Source organism: Flavobacterium sp. HJ-32-4, assembly GCF_022532105.1.
Classification (GTDB): domain Bacteria; phylum Bacteroidota; class Bacteroidia; order Flavobacteriales; family Flavobacteriaceae; genus Flavobacterium.
This window is the reverse complement of record NZ_CP092832.1, coordinates 2536030-2555126: the sequence shown is the minus strand read 5'-3', so window position 1 is coordinate 2555126 and position 19097 is coordinate 2536030. Positions and strand designations below refer to the sequence as shown.

Below are 19097 nucleotides of genomic sequence, written 5' to 3'. Positions count from 1 at the left end.
GATTACGATACGTCGACCGTAGTTTCCTGGGCAATTTTCTTATACGTGCCGTTCGTGAGTTTTTCGCGGATGGCTTCAAATGCCGACAGCGTTTCGTCGATATCGCTGATGGTATGTGACGCGGTTGGAATCATACGCAACAGGATGATGCCTTTCGGAATCACCGGATACACCACAATCGATAGGAAAATGTGGTAATTCTCACGCAGGTCGTTGACCATCACCATCGCCTCAGGAATGCTTCCTTCCAGATACACCGGCGTTACGCAGGTATTGGTGTCGCCGATGTTGAAGCCACGCTCCTTAAGTCCGTTCTGCAGGTAATTGACATTTTCCCACAGTTTGTCTTTCAGTTCCGGCATGCTGCGCAGCATCTCAAGACGTTTCAGCGCGCCGACCGTGAAAATCATCGGAAGCGACTTCGCGAACATCTGTGAACGCAGGTTGTATTTCAAATAATCGATAATGTCTTTGTCAGCGGCTACAAATGCCCCGATACTCGCCATTGATTTGGCAAAGGTCGAGAAATACACGTCGATACCATCCTGGCAACCCTGCTCCTCGCCTGCCCCGGCGCCGGTTTTACCCAACGTGCCGAACCCGTGCGCGTCGTCGACCAAAAGACGGAAGTTGTATTTCTTCTTCATCTCGACGATCTCCCGCAATTTGCCTTGCTGGCCACGCATACCGAATACACCCTCGGTGATCAGCAGGATGCCCCCGCCGTTCTCCTCCGCCATTTTCGTAGCGCGTTGCAGGTTCTTTTCGATGCTTTCAACATCGTTATGCTTGTAGGTAAACCGTTTCCCCATGTGGAGGCGGACCCCATCGATGATACAGGCATGCGAATCGACATCATATACGATGACATCATTCTTGGTCACCAATGCGTCGATGATCGACACCATGCCCTGGTAACCGAAATTCAAAAGGTAAGCGGCTTCTTTCTGCACGAATTCCGCCAGTTCGTTCTGCAACTGCTCGTGCAGCGTGGTGTGGCCACTCATCATCCGGGCACCCATCGGATAGGCAGCGCCGTATTGCAGGGCTGCTTCCGCGTCGGTCTTACGTACCTCCGGGTGGTTCGCGAGTCCGAGATAATCGTTGATACTCCAGTTAAGGATTTCACGCCCGTGAAACATCATACGGGGTCCCAACTCGCCTTCGAGCTTCGGGAAAACGTAATAACCTTCGGCCTGTGACGCCCACTTTCCGAGCGGGCCTTTATTATGCTGAATCCTTTCGAACAGATCTTTTACCATGACAGTCGTACCTTGTTTTTAGTTCGTCGCAAAAGTACGGATTTCTCCCATAGTTTCACAGACATCCTGTTGTTACTTCACCGACAGAAAACGTCCTTGTAGTGTGTTACAGACTACACAAACAACGGATGGTCACGGTCTTCGTGTTTGAAAATGGGATGTTGCGGATACATCGACTGCATATCCTCATAATCCCGATAGAGGTCGTCTTCATCCAGATCATCCGGCACCCCATCCTGTCTGCGTCGTATTTGGTGCGCAAGAAGGATCACGGCAGAGCCCGCGAGGATGGTGAGGAGGATGTTGGAGAGTTTCATGACCGTTGTTTTGATGTAAGGTACAAAAAATCAACGAACTGGCAAACGTCGCTCGCCCATTGCCAGACAAAACCCCGAATGATATAAAGGTTTCTAAGGAGGATATAACAAGGCCGGGCCCGCATTATCGCAATTTTGGAAAAACAAACCACAACCCATGTTTCAAAGCGCTATGCCCGACACGACTTCCGGCCAACATCCGTCGATTTGGATGCAAACCGAGCCGTCACTCGTATTCGATTCCCTTCAAAAGGGTTGTGAAGTAGACGTCGTAATCGTCGGCGCGGGAATAGCCGGACTGACAACCGCGTATTGCCTGGCAAAAGAAGGCAAGCGCGTGGCGGTGCTCGAAGATGGCTACATCGCCAGCGGCGAGTCCGGACGTACGACCGCCCATATCACCAATGCCCTTGACGACCGCTATTATTACCTCGAAGACGTGTTTGGCGAAGAGAAAACGCGGTTGGCCGCACAAAGCCACTCCGACGCCATTGCCTGGATAGCCGACACCGTCGCCCGCGAACACATTTCCTGCGAATTCCGTACGGTCGATGGTTATCTTTTCCTCCACCCGTCTGACAAACCCGAACACCTTGAGAGGGAGTTTGCCGCGGCTGAAAAAGCCGGACTCGACGTTGAACGTATCCAACCACCTGGAATTCGCGGTGTGGGATCTGCAATACGCTTTCCGCGACAGGCGCAATTCCATATATTGAAATACCTGAACGGCCTTTGCCAGGCGATATTGGCCAAAGGCGGACGTATTTATACGGGCACCCACGTAGACGAGGTCCACAAAGACCATGTAGTCGCCAACGGACATACCGTCAATGCATCCGCTATTGTGGTGGCAACCAACAGTCCGATCAACGACTTGTTCTCCCTGCATACCAAACAGCATCCTTATAGAACCTATGTGGCCTCTTTCCTCGTGCCAAAAGACAGCCTGCCTTATGCCCTTTGGTGGGATACGGGCGACGTGCGAAGCCGGTGGTCGTCAGAACCCTACCATTACGTCAGGCTTGAATCGTATGACGATACGCATGATGTATTGATCGTGGGCGGCGAAGACCACAAAACAGGCCAGGCCGACGCCGAAGGCATTAGCGAAACGGCCCGCTACGATCGTCTCGAAACCTGGGCGCGACAGCACTTCCCGCTGATGGGGAACCGTGTGGCGCATTGGTCGGGACAGGTGTTGGAACCCATCGACGGGCTGGGCTTTATGGGACGAAATCCGTGCGATGATACGATATACGTTATCAGTGGCGATTCAGGAAACGGGATGACCCATACGACCATCGGTGCCTTATTGATTACCGACCTCATCATGGGACGGGAGAATCCCTACACCGAACTATACGACCCCTGCCGGATTACGCTTTCCGCCGCAGGCACCTTCCTGAAGGAGACCGGTAATATGGCGATGCAATACGCCGACTGGATCCGCCCTATGGACGGCACGGCACCGACTGCCCTCGCGCCCGGTGAAGGAAGCATTATTTCGGACGGTTTGCAAAAGAAGGCCGTTTTTCGCGATGAAACGGGCGAAGTGCATGCGTTCAGCGCGGTTTGCCCGCATCTGGGCTGCATCGTGCACTGGAACGCCGATGAGAAAACCTTCGACTGCCCGTGCCATGGGTCGCGTTTCGACGGACACGGCCAGGTCGTCAACGGACCCGCCAATCAAAATCTCACAAGGGAAACACTACCGTTCACCCCTCACAGTTAGCCGTGGCGGTATTATAATGGGTAGGTGCCGCCATGTGTGAAGGGGGCTGTTGTAAGACAGCCCCTTTTTTGTGGTCAAAAATCGTATGAAACACCCTTATTCAAAGATATTCAGATCTTCTTCGTACACGGGACTTTCAATATTCAAAAAATGCAATACACTGTGGAATACATAGTTTTGGTTTACCGTTTCAAAAGACTTCACTTTGTCAGAACCGGGTGACGTCCAAACTATAAACGGAATCTCATACTGCTCTTTAGGGGCAATACTCATCGGCAGTCCGTGCATATATAGGTTTTTCTCTCCCAAAGACTCCCCGTGATCGGAAACGAAGATCAGGGCACTCTTATACGCTTTGAGTTGCTTTAAATCTTCGATGGCCTGGTGCAAAACATAATCGGTATAGACAATGGTATTGTCATAGGCATTTATCAGCGACTGATTCGAACAATTCCCTAATTCCACACTGGAACATACGGGTTTGAAAACCTCAAATCGCGACGGGTACTTCTTATTGTAGGTCGGACCGTGGCTGATACTGGTGTGCAAAACGATCAAAATTTTATTCTTCTTACTGGACAAAATCAGTTGTTTCAGGCCCTTCAGAAGCACTTCATCATGATGGCACCCATCATCGGTACAGCCCGATCGTAAGTCTTCGCTTTTCTGATAGTTTTTGATATGCACCGGGGGCTCTCCCCAGTTAGACGTGCGCCACACGACTTCCACGTCATTGCGATAGAGGTAATTGGGTAAGATTTCGTATAACTTTCCGGAGTCAGTGTGTTCCAGTATGCATTTGACCCCGGCAGTGGTGTATGTGGCGCATGATGTCGCATTGAAATGATGGACCCCCGGCTCTTTTGAAAGCAAAGGATTGGTGTTCCTGGGGTAACCGTAAAGCGAAAAATTCTGGCTTCTCGCCGATTCGCCGATGACAAGCACGACCACCGATTTTTCGGTATCCCGTATTCGTGCATCCGGTAACAAAATCTCTTTCTCGTTTTTCTGGCTCTTGTGAATGTAGAATAACTGGAGATTTACCGTGTAGGACCACGGCATGGCGAGACCTCCCAATCGTTTTGAATTCTTATCGATCCAAAGCCAATTGCTCGCATTGACGAATACCAATAACGCAATGAACAGTAGGGTCAGCGAGGAAATGAGCAAAAAAGGTTTTAGAGCCCCTTTGACTATTTTAACCCGGAAAATATACACGCTGGGCAGTATACCGAGCAGAACGATGTAAAGTACCAGCCGAAACGAAAGGAAACTGCTCGACTCATCATAACTGGTATTAAGCACATTGCCGATCATGGTTTCGTCTATAATGACGCCATAGGTAACGACGAAATAGACCGCAAGGGCGTTTACAACAAAGAATAGTGTCAATAGGACCCGGCCGAACACAACCGACAGGTAAAAGATAAGATAAAAGACAAATGCGTTCAGCACTACCATCAGGACCAGCAAACTGATAACCAGTAAAATACCGTTGAAACTCGTGTAGTCGACGCTGTTGAACACAAAACGGAAAAAGGGAAAGTGAAAGAGTACAAAGTTTAACGTACTCATTACGAGTACGAAGTGCGTTAACTTAATCTCCTTTTTTAAGATAGACATTACTTATTTTCTTTAGTGAAACAAGAAGACTGGCCATTGCAAGATAGTAGACAAAAAGGTTCTCCTGGATAATCTTGGTAGCGAATACAACGCAACACCCTAAAATCAAAAGCACCAGGAAAGGGTAGCACATGACATTATTAATCCACCCCCAAATGCGAAAACGTCGGCTTGCAAAGATGCCTAAAATCCCTAGGATATAACCTATTACACCGCCAATTATGACGTCAAGGGGGTAATGTGCTCCGATTGTTACCCTCGTAAATGCCACAATCACCCCAACGAAAATGGTAAGGCAATACCATATAATCTTTAGCGATTTTCTTTCAGGAGCCAGTGCGAATATCAAAACCGTAAGTACCGTGAAGACCGTAATGGAATGACCCGAAGGTAAGCTGTTGTGCCCGCGCAACGCTTTTCCGACGATAACGAAGCTTCCATGGTCGAACACTGCGGCAGGCCGTGGAACGGAAACCAGGCTCTTTAACGGGCACGTAAGTACAAACGAAAGTAACAATGCGGATATAAGGGATTCCCAAATTCGGGGCGCATACACAAACAAAAGCGTGAGAAAAGAGAGAAAAACAAACGCATCCCCGAATTGGGTGAGGTTGTATTGAACACCCGGCAACCATGAGAAATCCGTATTCAGTTCATAAAACCAGACTTTCTGAATGCCTATATAACGGTCTGCGTTCAACGCATCGCGCCAATTGAGATACAGAAATAGCGCGGCAAGAATAAACATCGGTATAAAAAGGGAATAGATCGGAAGCCGGGCATAATTTCGAACAGCCTGTGCGTTTAGTCTCGAGCACACTTCCGCATGCGGTCGTGTCGAAAATACCGTCCTCATGGATCTCTGGTAGGCACTGGCCTGGCACAACGGAAATAGAAACTCAAAAGGTCGTGTCAGAAAACGAAGGCTCGGTCGCATATCCTCTTTTTCTTAAAGATTCACGCTGAAATCTATTTCAATTTGGTAGTTGTGTCGATTGAGCTAAATTTCTGATGGTAAATACAGTATGTCTTGCAGTCTATCTACGGTGTGACGAATAGCCCACACGCGATAACAAGGATTTTTACTGTCTGGGCCTGCCGCGGCTTCAATAGAGGGTGTGCCACGATACACGTCCTTCGATAATTGCCGACTAGTAGACAGCGTATTTTCGCTTTTTGTCTATTTATGTATTTTTTAGCTTTATTATTTTCGCATTTTGTAAGTTAATCGTAAATTTGAGAGAAGCGCCCTCAAAATTGACCTACAAAAAGTGATTGAAAACCCCCAAACCCCGCTCCTGCTATGATCCTCGTCGTAGATGACAAGCGGGAGAATATCCTTCCCCTCCAGAAGATACTCGACTTACACGGATTGCCCTCAGACGCAGCCGAGTCTGGAGAAGAAGCCTTGCGTAAAATCCTCAAGACCGACTATTCCTTAATCATCCTCGACGTGCAAATGCCCGGCATTGATGGTTTTGAAGTCGCCGAGACGCTGGCGGGCAGCAACCGCACCAAAGACATCCCGGTCATATTCCTGTCGGCGGTCAATAAACAGAAGCGGTTTATTTCCAAAGGATACGAAAGCGGCGGTGTGGATTACATCACAAAACCGGTCGACCCGGAATTGTTGATCTTAAAGGTCAAGACCTTCCAGAAGTTATACGAACAAAAAAAGGAACTGGAAGCCATCCGCGACCTGCTTTCCAAAGAAATCGAAATACGAAAACAGGCGCAGCATGAGCAGCAGATTGCCAACGAAGGACTCGAATCGAAGGTGGCCGAACGCACCCGCGAACTGCGTGCCAAAAACGAGGAATTGGAACTCCGCAACCACGAACTCCAACAATTCTCCTGGGTCGTCTCGCACGACCTGAAAGAACCGCTGCGCAAGATTTCGATGCTCGTCAAGATGATGCGCGAGAAATACCTGTCACCCGACGAAAAAGCCATCGACTATGCTGACCGCACCGTGACCGCCGCGGAACGGATGTCGAGCCTCATCAACGATCTCCTCGACTATTCGCGGCTATCGTCAAAGGTCGCCACTGAGAAAACCGATTTAAATGAAGTCCTGCGTGAGGTCATTGCCGATTTTGACCACCTGATCGAAGCGAAAGGTGCCACCGTAGACGTAAAACCCTTACCGGTCATCACGGCGGTTACGAGCCAGCTCCGGCAATTGTTCCAGAACCTGATCGAGAACGCCCTCAAATTCTCCCAACCCGACAGGCAGCCCCGCATTACCATTTCGGGCGAACGGGTCGCCACCAAAGACTTCGACGCTGTGGCCGATCCCGAAGGGGCGTTCTGCCGGATTACCGTGGCCGACAACGGCATTGGCTTCGACGAAGTGTACCTCGAAAAAATATTCGTCATCTTCCAGAGCCTGCACGACCGACGCGACTATGAAGGAACCGGCATCGGACTCGCTATCGCCAAAAAGATCATCGAGAAACACAACGGTTTGATCACGGCACGCAGTCGTGTGGGAGAAGGCGCCACATTCATCATCCTGTTACCGGTCTAAACATGAAGACAACGTTCAAACGTAACCTGCTGATTAGTTTTGCGGTATCCCTGCTGATTTTGATCGTCAGTTCGGTCGCGTCCTACCTCAGTATACGGAAGCTGCTCGAAACGAACCGCATGGTCGGTCACACCCAGGAAGTCATCTACAACATCAAACAGGCCGAAGCCGTCATGCTCGACGCCCAGACCGCCATGCGGGGCTTTCTTATCACCGGTCGTGCCTCCCTACTCACCGACTACCAAACAGCTTCCGCCCGAACCGACCAGTTCATAGGTAAGGTAGAAGAACTGACCCTTGACAACCCGCACCAACAGGTAGTGCTGCGGAAATTACGGCCGTTACGGACCGAGTTCTTTTCCTATCTCAAACTCCGCATCGACGAACGCCGCAACGGCAAACAAACCGCCACGTTTGACCTCAAAAACGGTACAGAATTGATGGCACGCGTCCGCGCCACCATGCAAACCCTCGAAAACGAAGAACAGCGGTTGCTCAAGATCCGGTCGGCCAAATCGGAGGAATATGCGGTATACAGTGTCATGTTGATTGTGGTCGCGGCAATCATCGCATTGATCATATCCGGACTTTTCTTCTCCCGCATCCTGAACGATTACAACGAACGGGCGTTGCTCTACCAGCAATTAGCCGAAAAAGACCGCGAAACGGCCGACCGCATCCAACTGATCAGCGGCATGGCGGCGCAGATCGCAACCGGTAATTATGGCATCCGCGTAGACGAACACCAAAAAGACGCTCTCGGAACGCTGGGCGGCGCACTCAACAACATGGCATCGTCACTTGACCAGTCGTTCCAGACGCTCTCAAAGAACGAATGGCTGCAAACCGGCCAGTCGTTGTTGGGCAAAGTCATGCTCGGCGACAAAACAACCGCGGAGTTGGCGCGGGATGTAGTGGCGTTTATGGCCGAATACACCGACAGCCAGGCCGGACTCCTCTACGTATTCGAAAATGGTAGGCTGCGCCGGACCGCCGGATACAGCTACCAGGCCGATCGCACGGCAGAAATAATCGAATTGGGCGAAGGACTGGCCGGAGAAGCCGTTGCCAGCCAAAAGATGCTCGAAATCAAAGCCCCTGACGACGCCGACCTCCACATCCATTTTGCGATGGGCGAAATCCGGCCGGCGCATGTCGTGGCCCTTCCGCTGATCGAAGCCGCGGTAGAAGGCGTGCTCGAATTGGCCGCTACCCGACCCTACCCGCCCCAGCACCTGGAGTTCCTGAACCTCGTGGCAGGCACCATAGCAACCGCACTCAGGGCGTCACAAAACCGCCGCCAGTTACAGGAACTGTTGGAAGAAACCCAATCACAAGCCGAGGAACTTAAGGCGCAGCACAGCGAACTCGAGAGCATCAACGCCGAACTCGAAGCCCAGACCGAAAAGTTACAGGCATCCGAAGAGGAACTGAAAGTACAACAGGAAGAACTGCAGCAAACCAACGAAGAACTCTCCGAACGCAGCGTATTGTTGGAAGAACGCAACGTCGAGATCCAGAAGAAAAGCGAGGAATTGGAGTTGAGCACCCGTTACAAATCCGAGTTCCTTGCCAATATGTCGCACGAACTTCGCACACCGTTGAATTCGATTTTACTGTTGAGCCGTCTCCTCTCCGAAAACAACGAAGGCAACCTGTCACCCGAACAAACAGAATTCGCACGCGTGATCCAAAGTTCCGGCAGCGGACTGTTGGCGCTCATCGACGAAATACTCGACCTGTCGAAAATCGAAGCCGGGAAGATGGAAGTGGAATTGCAGGATGTCGCCATTTCCGAAATCACCGACAGCCTACACGGACTTTTCAGCGAAGTGGCGCGACACAAAGGCATCGAGTTCCATATTGAGATCGAGCCCGATGCGCCCGTCGTCATCCGAACCGATCGCATGCGCATCGAACAGATACTGAACAACCTGATTTCGAATGCGATCAAGTTCACGTCGGAAGGATCCGTTACACTGCAAATCTGCCAACATCCAAAGAATCCGAAGTTTGTTTGTTTCTCCGTCGTCGACACCGGAATCGGCATTCCCAAGGAAAAGCAACCGCTCATATTCGACGCCTTCCAGCAGGCCGACGGTTCGACGAAAAGAAAATACGGCGGCACCGGACTTGGCCTGTCCATCAGCCGCGAACTCGCCCGCCTGTTGAAAGGAGGGCTCTCCGTAAGCAGTAAACCCGGCGAAGGAAGCACATTTTCATTGCGCCTACCGATTACGGGAACCACCGGAAACGAAAACCTCCTGCCTGTGGAGGAATTGCAGGTAGAAGAGACCCCGATGGCTACCCAGTCGTATTTGGAAAACAGAATTCCGGAGGATATCGACGACGACCGAAACGACCTGCAGCCCGACGACAAGGTCATCCTGATCGTAGAAGACGATGTGATTTTCGCCCGTACCCTCATGGAATACGCCCACCAACGCGGCTACAAATGTGTGACGACCGTCCGCGGCGACCATGCCATTCCGCTGGCGCTCGCCCACCGACCGGTTGGTATCCTGCTCGACCTGCAACTGCCCGTGCGAAATGGTTGGGAAGTAATGGAAGACCTCAAACAAAACCCACAGACGAAGCACATTCCCGTGCACGTCATTTCGTCCCATAACGTGCGGCATGAAAGCCTGCTGAAAGGCGCCGCCCACTTCGTCGACAAGCCCACCGCAATGGAACAGATACCTGAGGTGTTTCGGCGTATCGAACACATTGTCAGCCGGGAATCACAAAAGGTACTCATCGTCGAAGACAACCCCAAACATGCGAAAGCCCTAGCCTATTTCCTCGAAGCCCACAGCATCAAATCGGAGATCAAGAGCGACATAGACGAAAGCATACAGACCCTGACCAACGACACCGTCGATTGTGTCATACTCGACATGGGCATTCCCGACCCAAATTCCTACGAAGTGCTCGAGAACGTCAAGAAAAACAAAGACCTGGAAAGCGTACCGGTCATCGTTTTCACCGGAAAGAGCCTGTCGATGGCCGAGGAAGTCAAGATCCGTCGTTACGCCGATTCGATCGTGGTGAAAACCGCCCACTCCTACCAACGGATGCTCGACGAAGTATCCCTCTTCCTCCATCTCGTAGAAGAGAAAAAAGAAGGACGTCGCGACAACGCCCGTTTCGGACTCCTCCAGAACGTGCTCAGCGGAAAAAAACCGTATTGGTGGTCGACGACGATGTACGCAACATCTACTCCCTCACCAAATCGCTCGAGACGCTTAAAATGAAGGTGATAACCGCCATTGACGGCAAAGAAGCGTTGGAGGCGCTAGAAGAACATCCTGAAACCGACATCGTGCTGCTTGACATGATGATGCCCAATATGGATGGGTATGAAGCGGCACAGGAAATCCGAAAAATCAAACGATACAAACAACTCCCGATCATCGCCGTCACTGCGAAGGCCATGATGGGCGACCGCGAGAAGTGCATCCGTGCCGGCGCGTCCGACTACATTACGAAACCGGTCGACGTCGATCAATTGCTCTCGTTGCTACGGGTATGGCTGTATGACAAAAAATAGCGTGCGTGGCGCATCAGATTCTTATCATTGACGACGACAGCCGGAACATTTTCGCTCTTTCGGCCGTTTTGAAATCCAGGGGATTTTCGTGTCAATCCTGTTCGGGAGCGAAAGAAGCGATTGAATTCCTTTCAGGCAACCATCCGATTGATGTGATCCTGATGGATATGATGATGCCCGAGATGGACGGATACGAAGCCATTCCCCTCATCCGCAGCCTACCGGGCTGTGAAAAAAAGCCCATCATTTCGGTTACCGCCCAGGCAATGGTGGGCGACCGCGAGAAATGCCTCGCCGTAGGCGCCGACGACTATTTGTCGAAACCCATCGACGTCGATCGCTTGATGCAACTGCTAAACCACTATTGCCATGATAGACGACCGCGAACTTGAGTTGCTGATACAGGAAGTGGCCAACTACCACGGCTATGACTTTAGCGGCTATTCCCGGGCGTCGCTCAAACGCCGGGTAGAACGCGTTTTCCTGTTAGACGGCCATCGCTCGTTTCACGACCTGCTGTCGCGCGTCAGGCAGGATGAAGTATACCTTGCCCGCCTCGTAGAAGAAGTAACGGTCAACGTCACCGAAATGTTCCGCGATCCGGGGTTTTACCGGTTGCTGCGGCAGCACATCCTTCCCACCCTCGGTGCCAAGCCCTTTTTGCGCATCTGGCATGCGGGCTGTTCCACAGGTGAAGAGGTCTACTCGATGGCCATCGTGCTGCACGAGCTGGGGCTGTTGGATAAAACGCTGTTGTATGCAACCGACCTAAACGCCCATGTGCTGGAAATTGCCCGCGAAGGGGTCTTCCCGCTGCGGACGATGGTGCAGTATTCCGAAAACTACCGTTTGGCGGGAGGTGTGTCCGACTTCTCCGATTATTACACGGCCAACTACGGACTCGCGAAGTTCCAGGAAAGCCTCTCCACCCGGATGGTATTTTCCCAACACAACCTGGTATCGGACGGTTCGTTCAATGAATTTGACCTCATTTTATGCCGGAACGTGCTGATTTATTTCGATAAGGACTTACAAGACCGGGCGCTCACACTCTTTGACGAAAGCCTGTCACGTTTGGGTTATCTCGCCCTGGGCAGTAAGGAAACCATCAAATTCTCGCCGCTGAAACCCCGCTACGAACAATTCCAGAAGGAAAAGATATGGAAGAAACTACAGTAACGCATCCGTGTCGCCTTTTGGTGATCGGCGGTTCGGCGGGAAGTCTTGACATGTTATTGCAGATCGTGCCCAAACTCGAGACCGTTTCCTTCCCAATCGTCATCGTGCTGCACCGGCGCAATTCAGAAGACCTGGCCCTGGAGGAACTGATGGAAACCAAGTCGGCGCTGCCCGTGGGTGAAGTGGAAGACAAAACCCGGTTGTTACCCGGACACGTATACCTCGCCCCTGCCGATTATCATTTATTATTTGAGAAGAATGGGCTGCTGTCGCTGGATGATTCCGAACGGATCCATTTCAGCCGACCCAGCATCGATGTGAGTTTCGAATCGGCCGCCGATGCGTATGGCGCGACGGTGGTAGGCTTGCTCTTATCTGGCGCAAACGCCGATGGATCGAAAGGATTGGAAGCCATCCGAAAGGCCGGTGGTCATACCGTGGCGCAGGATCCGGAAACGGCAGATGTCCCATTAATGCCGCGCCTCGCTATCGAAGCCGGATGGGTGGAAACAGTCGTCAGGAATGAACATCTGGTTGATTACATCCACCAACTCGGCTAGGTGTATTGTAGCGCCAGGTGCCATCCGTAGTCAAACAACGGCACCAATAACACCGCGATTGCGGCGGCTACCACGGCATAGCGCGGTCTGCGGATCAAGAGGAACCCACCTGTAAAAAGGATACCCAGCGACAACAAGGTAGTGCGCACCACAAACCGATTGGTCAGCAACTCTTTCAGCGAGTCAGGTAGCAGCGGATTCGATAAAGACGATTGCGCGTGCAGGTATTCATACACGATCAAACCCAGCCGTAGCGCCAAAAACAGCAACAGCCCGATGGCGACGCGGGTAGCAAGTGTTTCGTTCTGGGCGGTTTCGCTTCGCATCGTATGGGTTTAATACGCCAGCAAGTCCATCAACTCTTTCTCAAAACGTCCTTTCGGCAGGTATTGGTCTTCGAGCGCTTTCGTAAATGGAATCGGGCTGTCGAGGCTCGCCACACGGCGCACCGGACCGTCGAGATATTCAAAACATTCCTCAGTAATCATCGCAGCGATGTCGCTTGCTACGCCTCCAAACAACGAATCTTCCTGCAGTATGATGGCTTTCCCAGTCTTGCGCACCGATGCAAAGATCGCCTCGGTATCAAGTGGTTGTAGCGTACGCAGGTCGAGCAGGTCGGCCGAGATATTTGGGTGGTTCGCCAGCGTCTCTAGTGCCCAATGTACGCCCGCCCCGAAGGTAATGATCGAGATATCGGTACCTTCCTTCAGCAACGACGCCTGTCCGAACGGCAGGGTGTAATAATCTTCCGGCACGTCCTCGTAAATGCTTCTGTATAAGAGTTTGTGTTCAAAGAACATGACGGGGTTCGGGTCGTTAATCGCTGTGTTCAGCAATCCCTTGGCGTCATACGGAAATGCCGGGTACACAACCTTCAGTCCGGGTGTTTTCGTAAACCACGCCTCGTTCGTCTGCGAGTGGAACGGTCCGGCCTGTGTGCCGCCGCCACACGGCATACGCACCACCACGTCGGCCTTTTCCTGCCAGCGGTAGTGCACCTTCGCGAGGTAGTTCACGATGGGGTTAAAGCCTGTCGAGACGAAATCGGCGAACTGCATTTCCACCACGGCTTTGTGTCCGTTGATCGAGAGTCCCATGCCGGCCGAAACCACGGCGCTTTCACAGATCGGCGTATTGCGCACACGCTCCTTTCCGAACGCCGCCACAAAACCTTCCGTCACTTTGAAGGCACCGCCGTATTCCGCGATATCCTGCCCCATGATCACCAGGTTCGGGTGGCGCTCCATTGATTGCTTCAATCCTTCCGAAATCGCATCGATCAGGCGGATGTTCTTTTTGTTGCCGAAAGCCATCACTTCGTTATAGCGGAACGGCGCATACACGTCGCCCAGTTCCTCTTCATACGTCGCTTCGATTTCCGGTTCCGTCTGCACGCGGGCCCAATGCTCGTCGATTTCCGCCTTGAGTGCCGCCCGGATTTCGGTATCGGCCGCTTCCGACAGCACTCCGGTTTCCATCAGAAAGCGCTGGTAGTTGACGACAGGGTCTTTTTCCGCCCAGAGGTCCATGAGTTCCTGTGGCACGTATTTGGTACCCGACGCCTCTTCGTGTCCGCGCATCCGGAACGTTTTGAATTCCAGTAACACCGGACGCGGGTTGTCAGCCATCGACGCCTTCAGGTCGGCAATCGCCGTATAGACATCGAGGATGTTGTTGCCGTCGAGGATATGGCTTTCCATCCCATATCCCTTGCCTTTATCGGCCAGGTTCTCGCAGCGGTATTGTTCGTTGGTCGGAGTCGAAAGTCCGTACCCATTGTTCTCAATGATAAAAAGCACCGGCAGGTCCCACACGGCCGCAATGTTGAGTGCCTCATGGAAATCGCCTTCGCTGGTGGCACCCTCACCGGTAAACACCGCCGTTACCTTGCCGTTCCCTTTCAGTCGGTCGGCCAGCGCAATACCGTCGGCCACACCCAATTGCGGACCGAGGTGTGAGATCATCCCGATGATTTTATATTCCTGTGTGCCAAAGTGGAACGAGCGGTCGCGTCCTTTTGTAAAGCCATTCGCTTTCCCCTGCCATTGTGAAAACAACCGGTAAAGCGGGATTTCGCGGGTAGTGAATACGCCGAGGTTACGGTGCATCGGCAGGATGTATTCATCTTTGTCGAGTGCGGTGGTGAGCCCCACGGAAATCGCCTCCTGCCCTATCCCCGAAAACCACTTCGAGACCTTTCCCTGACGGATCAGCACCAGCATTTTCTCTTCGATGAGGCGCGGTTTCAGGAGGTTACGGTAAAGGAGTAAAAGTTGTTCGTCGGTAAGCTGGCGGCGGTCGAAATTCATGGTAACTATAACGTTATTGTAAGCGCTGGCAAAGGTAGGCAATTAGATAATTAGAAAATGAGAAAATGAGATAATGGGGGGACTGAGGAACTGAGGAACTGAGGAACGGAGGAATTGAGGAATTGAGGAACTGAGTAACGGAGTAACTGAGGAACTGAGGAACTGAGGAACTGAGGAACTGAGGAACTGAGGAACTGAGGAATTGAGGAACTGAGGAACTGAGGAACTGAGGAACGGAGTAACTGAGGAACGGAGGAACGGAGTAACTGAGGAACTGAGGAACTGAGGAATTGAGGAATTGAGGAACTGAGTAACGGAGTAACTGAGGAACTGAGGAATTGAGGAACTGAGGAATTGAGAAGGAACATCCAACCACCAACCACCAACCACCAACCACCGACTACTGACCTACTGCCCGTGACCGCGACTGGGACTGGGACTCCAAAGGTCCCTCGCTGCGCTCGGGATGACGGTGTGTGTCACGAAGAAGTGGATTTCTCGGCTGCGCTCGAAATACCAGTGGAGGGGATGACAAACCGCCAGCACCCTCCCTATAGTTTTTAGCTCCGATTTCGAGCAAAGCCGAGAAATCCAAGTGATTACCAATGTCGCCGTCATCCCGAGCGTAGCGAGGGACCTTTTTCATTCATTGAGCAAGGGGCATCGTAACCTCGTTTACCGCTATACCGAGAAAGAACGTCCAACCACCAACCACCAACTACTGATCACCAGCTACTGACTACTGACTACCGACTACTGACTACCGACTACTGACCACTACTCCCCACCAAGTCTTTCGTCTTTTTTTACTATCTTCACTGGTAACGAACGATAGAGGAGAAACGAATGAAGTACAGAAAAGCAAAACCGTACAAAGACCTCGACACCTACATTCATTTCTATTGGCAATTGAAAGGAAACGAAGTGGAAAGACAATGGGAACGGGTTTTTGCAGACGGCTGTGCCGGAATTTTTGTGAATTTAGGGGGTACATGTTTAACTGACAATGGGTTGACTAAACTGGAGTTTGGAAAAACGTACGTAGTAGGAGCAATGACTTCATTTAAAGACAGCTTCATTGATAACGATACCCATCTGGCAGGCGTGTGTCTTAAACCGGGCACTTTCTCAAACTTCTACAGGTATACATCACTCTATCATCTGACCAATGATACCGTAGAGTTTGAAAAATCGGATTCATTTAATGTCGATAAGATAATTGAAAATCCTTTCGGTTACTTTGACCGTTTCTTCTCCGGACGAATCAGAACGAAAACCAATCCGCTGGAAGCGGTCCTCAGGGATGTGCAGTCGACAAACGGACAAATCAGTATTCACGAACTTTCAAAACGAAACGGCACAACCGTAAGGAAACTCGAGCGCGATTTCAAAAGATTGATCGGCCTCACTCCCAAAGAATATACCAATATTGTCCGTTTCCAAAGTGCTTTGGGCGCAATTACGAAATCAAGTCAGAACAGGAGTCTGTTGGATATCGCATTTGAATGTGGTTATTACGACCATGCGCATCTCACTAATGACATAAAGCGATACACAGGCTTTCCGCCATCACTGCTTTAATTTGTCGCATTTTTACAAAGTGCTACGAATCGCGGAAGCGTAATTTTGTAAAAAATACAAGCAGATGCGAAACATAACGCTTTTCATTGCATGTAGTCTGGACGGCTACATCGCAAAACCAAACGACGACCTACGTTTTTTGAAACTTGTGGAAAAACAAGGGGAAGACTATGGTTATGCCGACTTTATTGAGTCGATTGATACCATACTGGTAGGACGAAGAACCTATGATTATGTCTGTAAAGAAATCGGTCCCTCTCATTATGATAACGGAAAGCGAGATGTATACGTCATCACAAGAACCGAAAGGGAACAAACAGAGAGAACCTTTTTTTACACCGGAAACATCGCCGAGCTGGCCGGGCAATTGAAGCGCGGGAAAGGAAAAAACATCTACTGTGACGGTGGTGCGGAACTCGTAAATGAACTGTTGCACCACGATTTGATCGACGAGCTAACGATTTCAGTTATTCCCATTTTGCTTGGTCAGGGAACCAAGCTTTTTAAGGATGGACGACCTGAAAAACTACTTCAATTCAGAGAAGTAAAAGCTTTTGATTCAGGACTGGTACAGCTTTATTACACTAGAAAAAAATAGGGAGTATATCGTACGTTTCCGACTGTGCGAGAAGTCCCTGAGCGAGAGGCCGCTTAGCACCCGAGCAATTGAGTAACTGAGTAAGAACGTCCAACCACCAACCACCAACCACCAACTACTAACTACTGACTACTGCGCCGCAAAAGGTCCCTCGCTGCGCTCGGGATGACGGCGTGTTTTACGAAGAAGTGGATTTCTCGACTCCGCTCGAAATACCAGTGGAGGGATGACAAACCGCCAGCACCCTCCCTATCGTTTTTAGCTCCGATTTCGAGCGCAGCCGAGAAATCCAAGTGCTGGCCAAGGCGCCGCGTCATCCCGAGCGCAGCGAGGGACCTTTTTTGTTCATTAAGGGAGGGAAATAGTAACATTGCTTACCGTTGTATTGAGGAACTGAGTAACTGAGGAACTGAGGAACTGAGTAACTGAGTAACTGAGTAACTGAGGAATTGAGGAACTGAGGAACTTAGGAACTTAGGAACTGAGGAACTGAGGAACTTAGGAACTGAGGAACTGAGGAACTGAGGAACTGAGTAACGGAGTAACTGAGCAACTGAGCAACTGAGCAACTGAGTAACTGAGCAACTGAGCAACTGAGCAACTGAGGAACTGAGGAATTGAGGAACTGAGGAATTGAGAAGGAACATCCAACCACCAACCACCGACCACCGACCACCGACTACTGACCACCGACTACTGACTACTGACTACTGACTACTGACTACTTCTTACCCCTACCGTGTCTGACCACGTTGCCAACCGTATCCGACCACGTGTCGTACCGTGTCTGACCACGTGTTGTACCGTATCTAACTACGTATCGTACCGTATCTGATCACGTGTCGTACCGTGTCTGACCACGTTACCTGACGTATCTAACTACGTATCATACCGTGTCTAACCACGTTACCTAACGTATTCGACCACGTATCGTACCGTATCTGACCACGTATCGTACCGTGTCTAACCACGTGTTGTACCGTATCTGACTACGTGTGGCACCGTGTCTGACCACGTGTTGGAGCGTGTTTCGATACGTTTTTAGGCTTATGGGCCGCTGTTTTGACGTTGCTGGGGCGGCCTTTTTCTGACGGTTTTCTTAAGTGGTAGCATATTGTCCGTATTTGGCAGGATGATGGGTGTATCCGGTAGGCCGATTTTTTCTTTTTGCCTGGTGTTTGTTCTAAGTTTGGAACATAACCTTTAACGCATATCGTTATGCCCATTACCAATCTTGGACGGCTGCATCTAACCGCAGCCCAAATGACAGCGATCGACACGGCGCTTTCGACCATTGAGACCGCTATGCTGACCGTTACACAGAACCTGAGCGCCGACGAACGGCAGCGGTTCGGGAGTATCAATGAAACCCACAAGTTGTTTGTCAACAAGGTGCGCGATTACCGTAACGCGCAACCCTCACTAGCTTCCACCGATGTTGACTGGACCGAGTATGAGGCCGATTACCAGGACCGCTCTTTTGCCGACAGCCGTCTCGACCGCCTGACCACCGTGATGCGGATGATAAGCGACTTCAAGATCGTACACGACTACGACAACTACCAGGACGCGCTCACCGACTACGATTACGCCAAATACAAAGCAGGCACCAAAACGCCCGGCTTTACAGAAAAGGTCGATGAACTGAAACAGTTCTTCCAATCAGCCACCGGCAGCAGCACACCTGAGAAAAAGGACTAACCCCCTTTGCCCCTGTTTGGAAACCACGCCTTTGCGCGTGGTTTTTTTATGGGTGATTATTGTTAGCAGTTACTTACTAGCTATAACTGTGACTGCGACTGCGACTTCCCCGCCAGGCAAACGGGTCCGACTTTGCGGGACTTCCCACCAAT

At 51.0% G+C, this 19097-nt stretch carries 16 protein-coding genes; 10 read left to right on the top strand and 6 right to left on the bottom strand.

Going from position 1 to position 19097, the window contains the following annotated elements:
* Nucleotides 1-2: 2 nt before the first annotated feature.
* Both MKO97_RS10765 and MKO97_RS10760 read right to left on the bottom strand, forming a co-directional pair.
* A complete protein-coding gene (locus MKO97_RS10765; RefSeq protein WP_241103226.1) occupies nucleotides 3-1262 on the bottom strand; it encodes an aminotransferase class I/II-fold pyridoxal phosphate-dependent enzyme in 1260 nt (419 codons plus the stop codon).
* Nucleotides 1263-1375: 113 nt separating this feature from the next.
* The gene (locus MKO97_RS10760) at nucleotides 1376-1579 is read right to left on the bottom strand and encodes a hypothetical protein (protein ID WP_241103225.1); all 204 of its coding nucleotides are present in this window, start codon (nucleotides 1577-1579) and stop codon (nucleotides 1376-1378) included.
* Between the two features lie 157 nt (nucleotides 1580-1736).
* Between MKO97_RS10760 and MKO97_RS10755 the strand changes: the two genes are divergently transcribed.
* Nucleotides 1737-3311 (top strand): FAD-dependent oxidoreductase, encoded by a 1575-nt coding sequence (locus MKO97_RS10755; protein WP_241103224.1) that lies wholly within the window; start codon nucleotides 1737-1739, stop codon nucleotides 3309-3311.
* A gap of 96 nt (nucleotides 3312-3407) precedes the next feature.
* Here MKO97_RS10755 and eptA read toward each other — a convergent pair whose 3' ends face one another.
* Entirely contained in the window at nucleotides 3408-4928 is a 1521-nt protein-coding gene (gene eptA / locus MKO97_RS10750) for a phosphoethanolamine--lipid A transferase EptA (protein ID WP_371820454.1), read from the bottom strand.
* On the bottom strand, nucleotides 4909-5682 hold the full coding sequence (locus MKO97_RS10745) for a phosphatase PAP2 family protein (protein ID WP_241103222.1): 774 nt from the start codon (nucleotides 5680-5682) through the stop codon (nucleotides 4909-4911). The genes eptA and MKO97_RS10745 overlap by 20 nt, the downstream gene beginning before the upstream one ends.
* A 555-nt stretch (nucleotides 5683-6237) precedes the next feature.
* Between MKO97_RS10745 and MKO97_RS10740 the strand changes: the two genes are divergently transcribed.
* Genes MKO97_RS10740 through MKO97_RS10715 form a run of 6 tightly spaced genes read left to right on the top strand, consistent with a single transcriptional unit; the run spans nucleotide 6238 to nucleotide 12753 of the window.
* The gene (locus MKO97_RS10740) at nucleotides 6238-7464 is read left to right on the top strand and encodes a response regulator (protein ID WP_241103221.1); all 1227 of its coding nucleotides are present in this window, start codon (nucleotides 6238-6240) and stop codon (nucleotides 7462-7464) included.
* A 2-nt stretch (nucleotides 7465-7466) separates the two neighbouring features.
* Complete coding sequence (locus MKO97_RS10735) at nucleotides 7467-10718, top strand: ATP-binding protein (RefSeq protein ID WP_241103220.1); 3252 nt, start codon at nucleotides 7467-7469, stop codon at nucleotides 10716-10718.
* A complete protein-coding gene (locus tag MKO97_RS10730) occupies nucleotides 10655-11014 on the top strand; it encodes a response regulator (protein WP_241103219.1) in 360 nt (119 codons plus the stop codon). Before MKO97_RS10735 ends, MKO97_RS10730 begins: the two co-directional genes overlap by 64 nt.
* A gap of 5 nt (nucleotides 11015-11019) precedes the next feature.
* Nucleotides 11020-11406 (top strand): response regulator, encoded by a 387-nt coding sequence (locus MKO97_RS10725; RefSeq protein ID WP_241103218.1) that lies wholly within the window; start codon nucleotides 11020-11022, stop codon nucleotides 11404-11406.
* On the top strand, nucleotides 11384-12193 hold the full coding sequence (locus tag MKO97_RS10720) for a protein-glutamate O-methyltransferase CheR (RefSeq protein ID WP_241103217.1): 810 nt from the start codon (nucleotides 11384-11386) through the stop codon (nucleotides 12191-12193). The genes MKO97_RS10725 and MKO97_RS10720 overlap by 23 nt, the downstream gene beginning before the upstream one ends.
* Nucleotides 12175-12753 (top strand): chemotaxis protein CheB, encoded by a 579-nt coding sequence (locus tag MKO97_RS10715; RefSeq protein ID WP_241103216.1) that lies wholly within the window; start codon nucleotides 12175-12177, stop codon nucleotides 12751-12753. Before MKO97_RS10720 ends, MKO97_RS10715 begins: the two co-directional genes overlap by 19 nt.
* Here MKO97_RS10715 and MKO97_RS10710 read toward each other — a convergent pair.
* Together MKO97_RS10710 and MKO97_RS10705 are read right to left on the bottom strand one after the other, a co-directional pair.
* A complete protein-coding gene (locus tag MKO97_RS10710) occupies nucleotides 12750-13079 on the bottom strand; it encodes a hypothetical protein (RefSeq protein ID WP_241103215.1) in 330 nt (109 codons plus the stop codon). The two genes, MKO97_RS10715 and MKO97_RS10710, sit on opposite strands and share 4 nt — an antisense overlap.
* Nucleotides 13080-13088: 9 nt before the next feature.
* The gene (locus MKO97_RS10705; protein WP_241103214.1) at nucleotides 13089-15065 is read right to left on the bottom strand and encodes a thiamine pyrophosphate-dependent enzyme; all 1977 of its coding nucleotides are present in this window, start codon (nucleotides 15063-15065) and stop codon (nucleotides 13089-13091) included.
* An 846-nt stretch (nucleotides 15066-15911) separates the two neighbouring features.
* Here MKO97_RS10705 and MKO97_RS10700 point away from each other — a divergent pair.
* The 3 genes from MKO97_RS10700 (at nucleotide 15912) to MKO97_RS10690 (ending at nucleotide 18945) form a co-directional block, all read left to right on the top strand.
* On the top strand, nucleotides 15912-16646 hold the full coding sequence (locus MKO97_RS10700; protein WP_241103213.1) for a helix-turn-helix domain-containing protein: 735 nt from the start codon (nucleotides 15912-15914) through the stop codon (nucleotides 16644-16646).
* 64 nt (nucleotides 16647-16710) lie between these two features.
* Complete coding sequence (locus tag MKO97_RS10695; protein ID WP_241103212.1) at nucleotides 16711-17244, top strand: dihydrofolate reductase family protein; 534 nt, start codon at nucleotides 16711-16713, stop codon at nucleotides 17242-17244.
* A gap of 1263 nt (nucleotides 17245-18507) precedes the next feature.
* The gene (locus MKO97_RS10690; protein ID WP_241103211.1) at nucleotides 18508-18945 is read left to right on the top strand and encodes a hypothetical protein; all 438 of its coding nucleotides are present in this window, start codon (nucleotides 18508-18510) and stop codon (nucleotides 18943-18945) included.
* Nucleotides 18946-19097: the final 152 nt, after the last annotated feature.

Excerpts from the sequence above, each read along its gene's own strand:
- MKO97_RS10765 (WP_241103226.1), bottom strand. The coding sequence starts at position 1,262 with ATGGTAAAAGATCTGTTCGAAAGGATTCAGCATAATAAAGGCCCGCTC.
- MKO97_RS10760 (WP_241103225.1), bottom strand. The coding sequence starts at position 1,579 with ATGAAACTCTCCAACATCCTCCTCACCATCCTCGCGGGCTCTGCCGTG.
- MKO97_RS10755 (WP_241103224.1), top strand. The coding sequence starts at position 1,737 with ATGTTTCAAAGCGCTATGCCCGACACGACTTCCGGCCAACATCCGTCG.
- MKO97_RS10745 (WP_241103222.1), bottom strand. The coding sequence starts at position 5,682 with ATGTTTATTCTTGCCGCGCTATTTCTGTATCTCAATTGGCGCGATGCG.
- MKO97_RS10740 (WP_241103221.1), top strand. The coding sequence starts at position 6,238 with ATGATCCTCGTCGTAGATGACAAGCGGGAGAATATCCTTCCCCTCCAG.
- MKO97_RS10735 (WP_241103220.1), top strand. The coding sequence starts at position 7,467 with ATGAAGACAACGTTCAAACGTAACCTGCTGATTAGTTTTGCGGTATCC.
- MKO97_RS10720 (WP_241103217.1), top strand. The coding sequence starts at position 11,384 with ATGATAGACGACCGCGAACTTGAGTTGCTGATACAGGAAGTGGCCAAC.
- MKO97_RS10715 (WP_241103216.1), top strand. The coding sequence starts at position 12,175 with ATGGAAGAAACTACAGTAACGCATCCGTGTCGCCTTTTGGTGATCGGC.
- MKO97_RS10710 (WP_241103215.1), bottom strand. The coding sequence starts at position 13,079 with ATGCGAAGCGAAACCGCCCAGAACGAAACACTTGCTACCCGCGTCGCC.
- MKO97_RS10705 (WP_241103214.1), bottom strand. The coding sequence starts at position 15,065 with ATGAATTTCGACCGCCGCCAGCTTACCGACGAACAACTTTTACTCCTT.
- MKO97_RS10700 (WP_241103213.1), top strand. The coding sequence starts at position 15,912 with ATGAAGTACAGAAAAGCAAAACCGTACAAAGACCTCGACACCTACATT.
- MKO97_RS10695 (WP_241103212.1), top strand. The coding sequence starts at position 16,711 with ATGCGAAACATAACGCTTTTCATTGCATGTAGTCTGGACGGCTACATC.
- MKO97_RS10690 (WP_241103211.1), top strand. The coding sequence starts at position 18,508 with ATGACAGCGATCGACACGGCGCTTTCGACCATTGAGACCGCTATGCTG.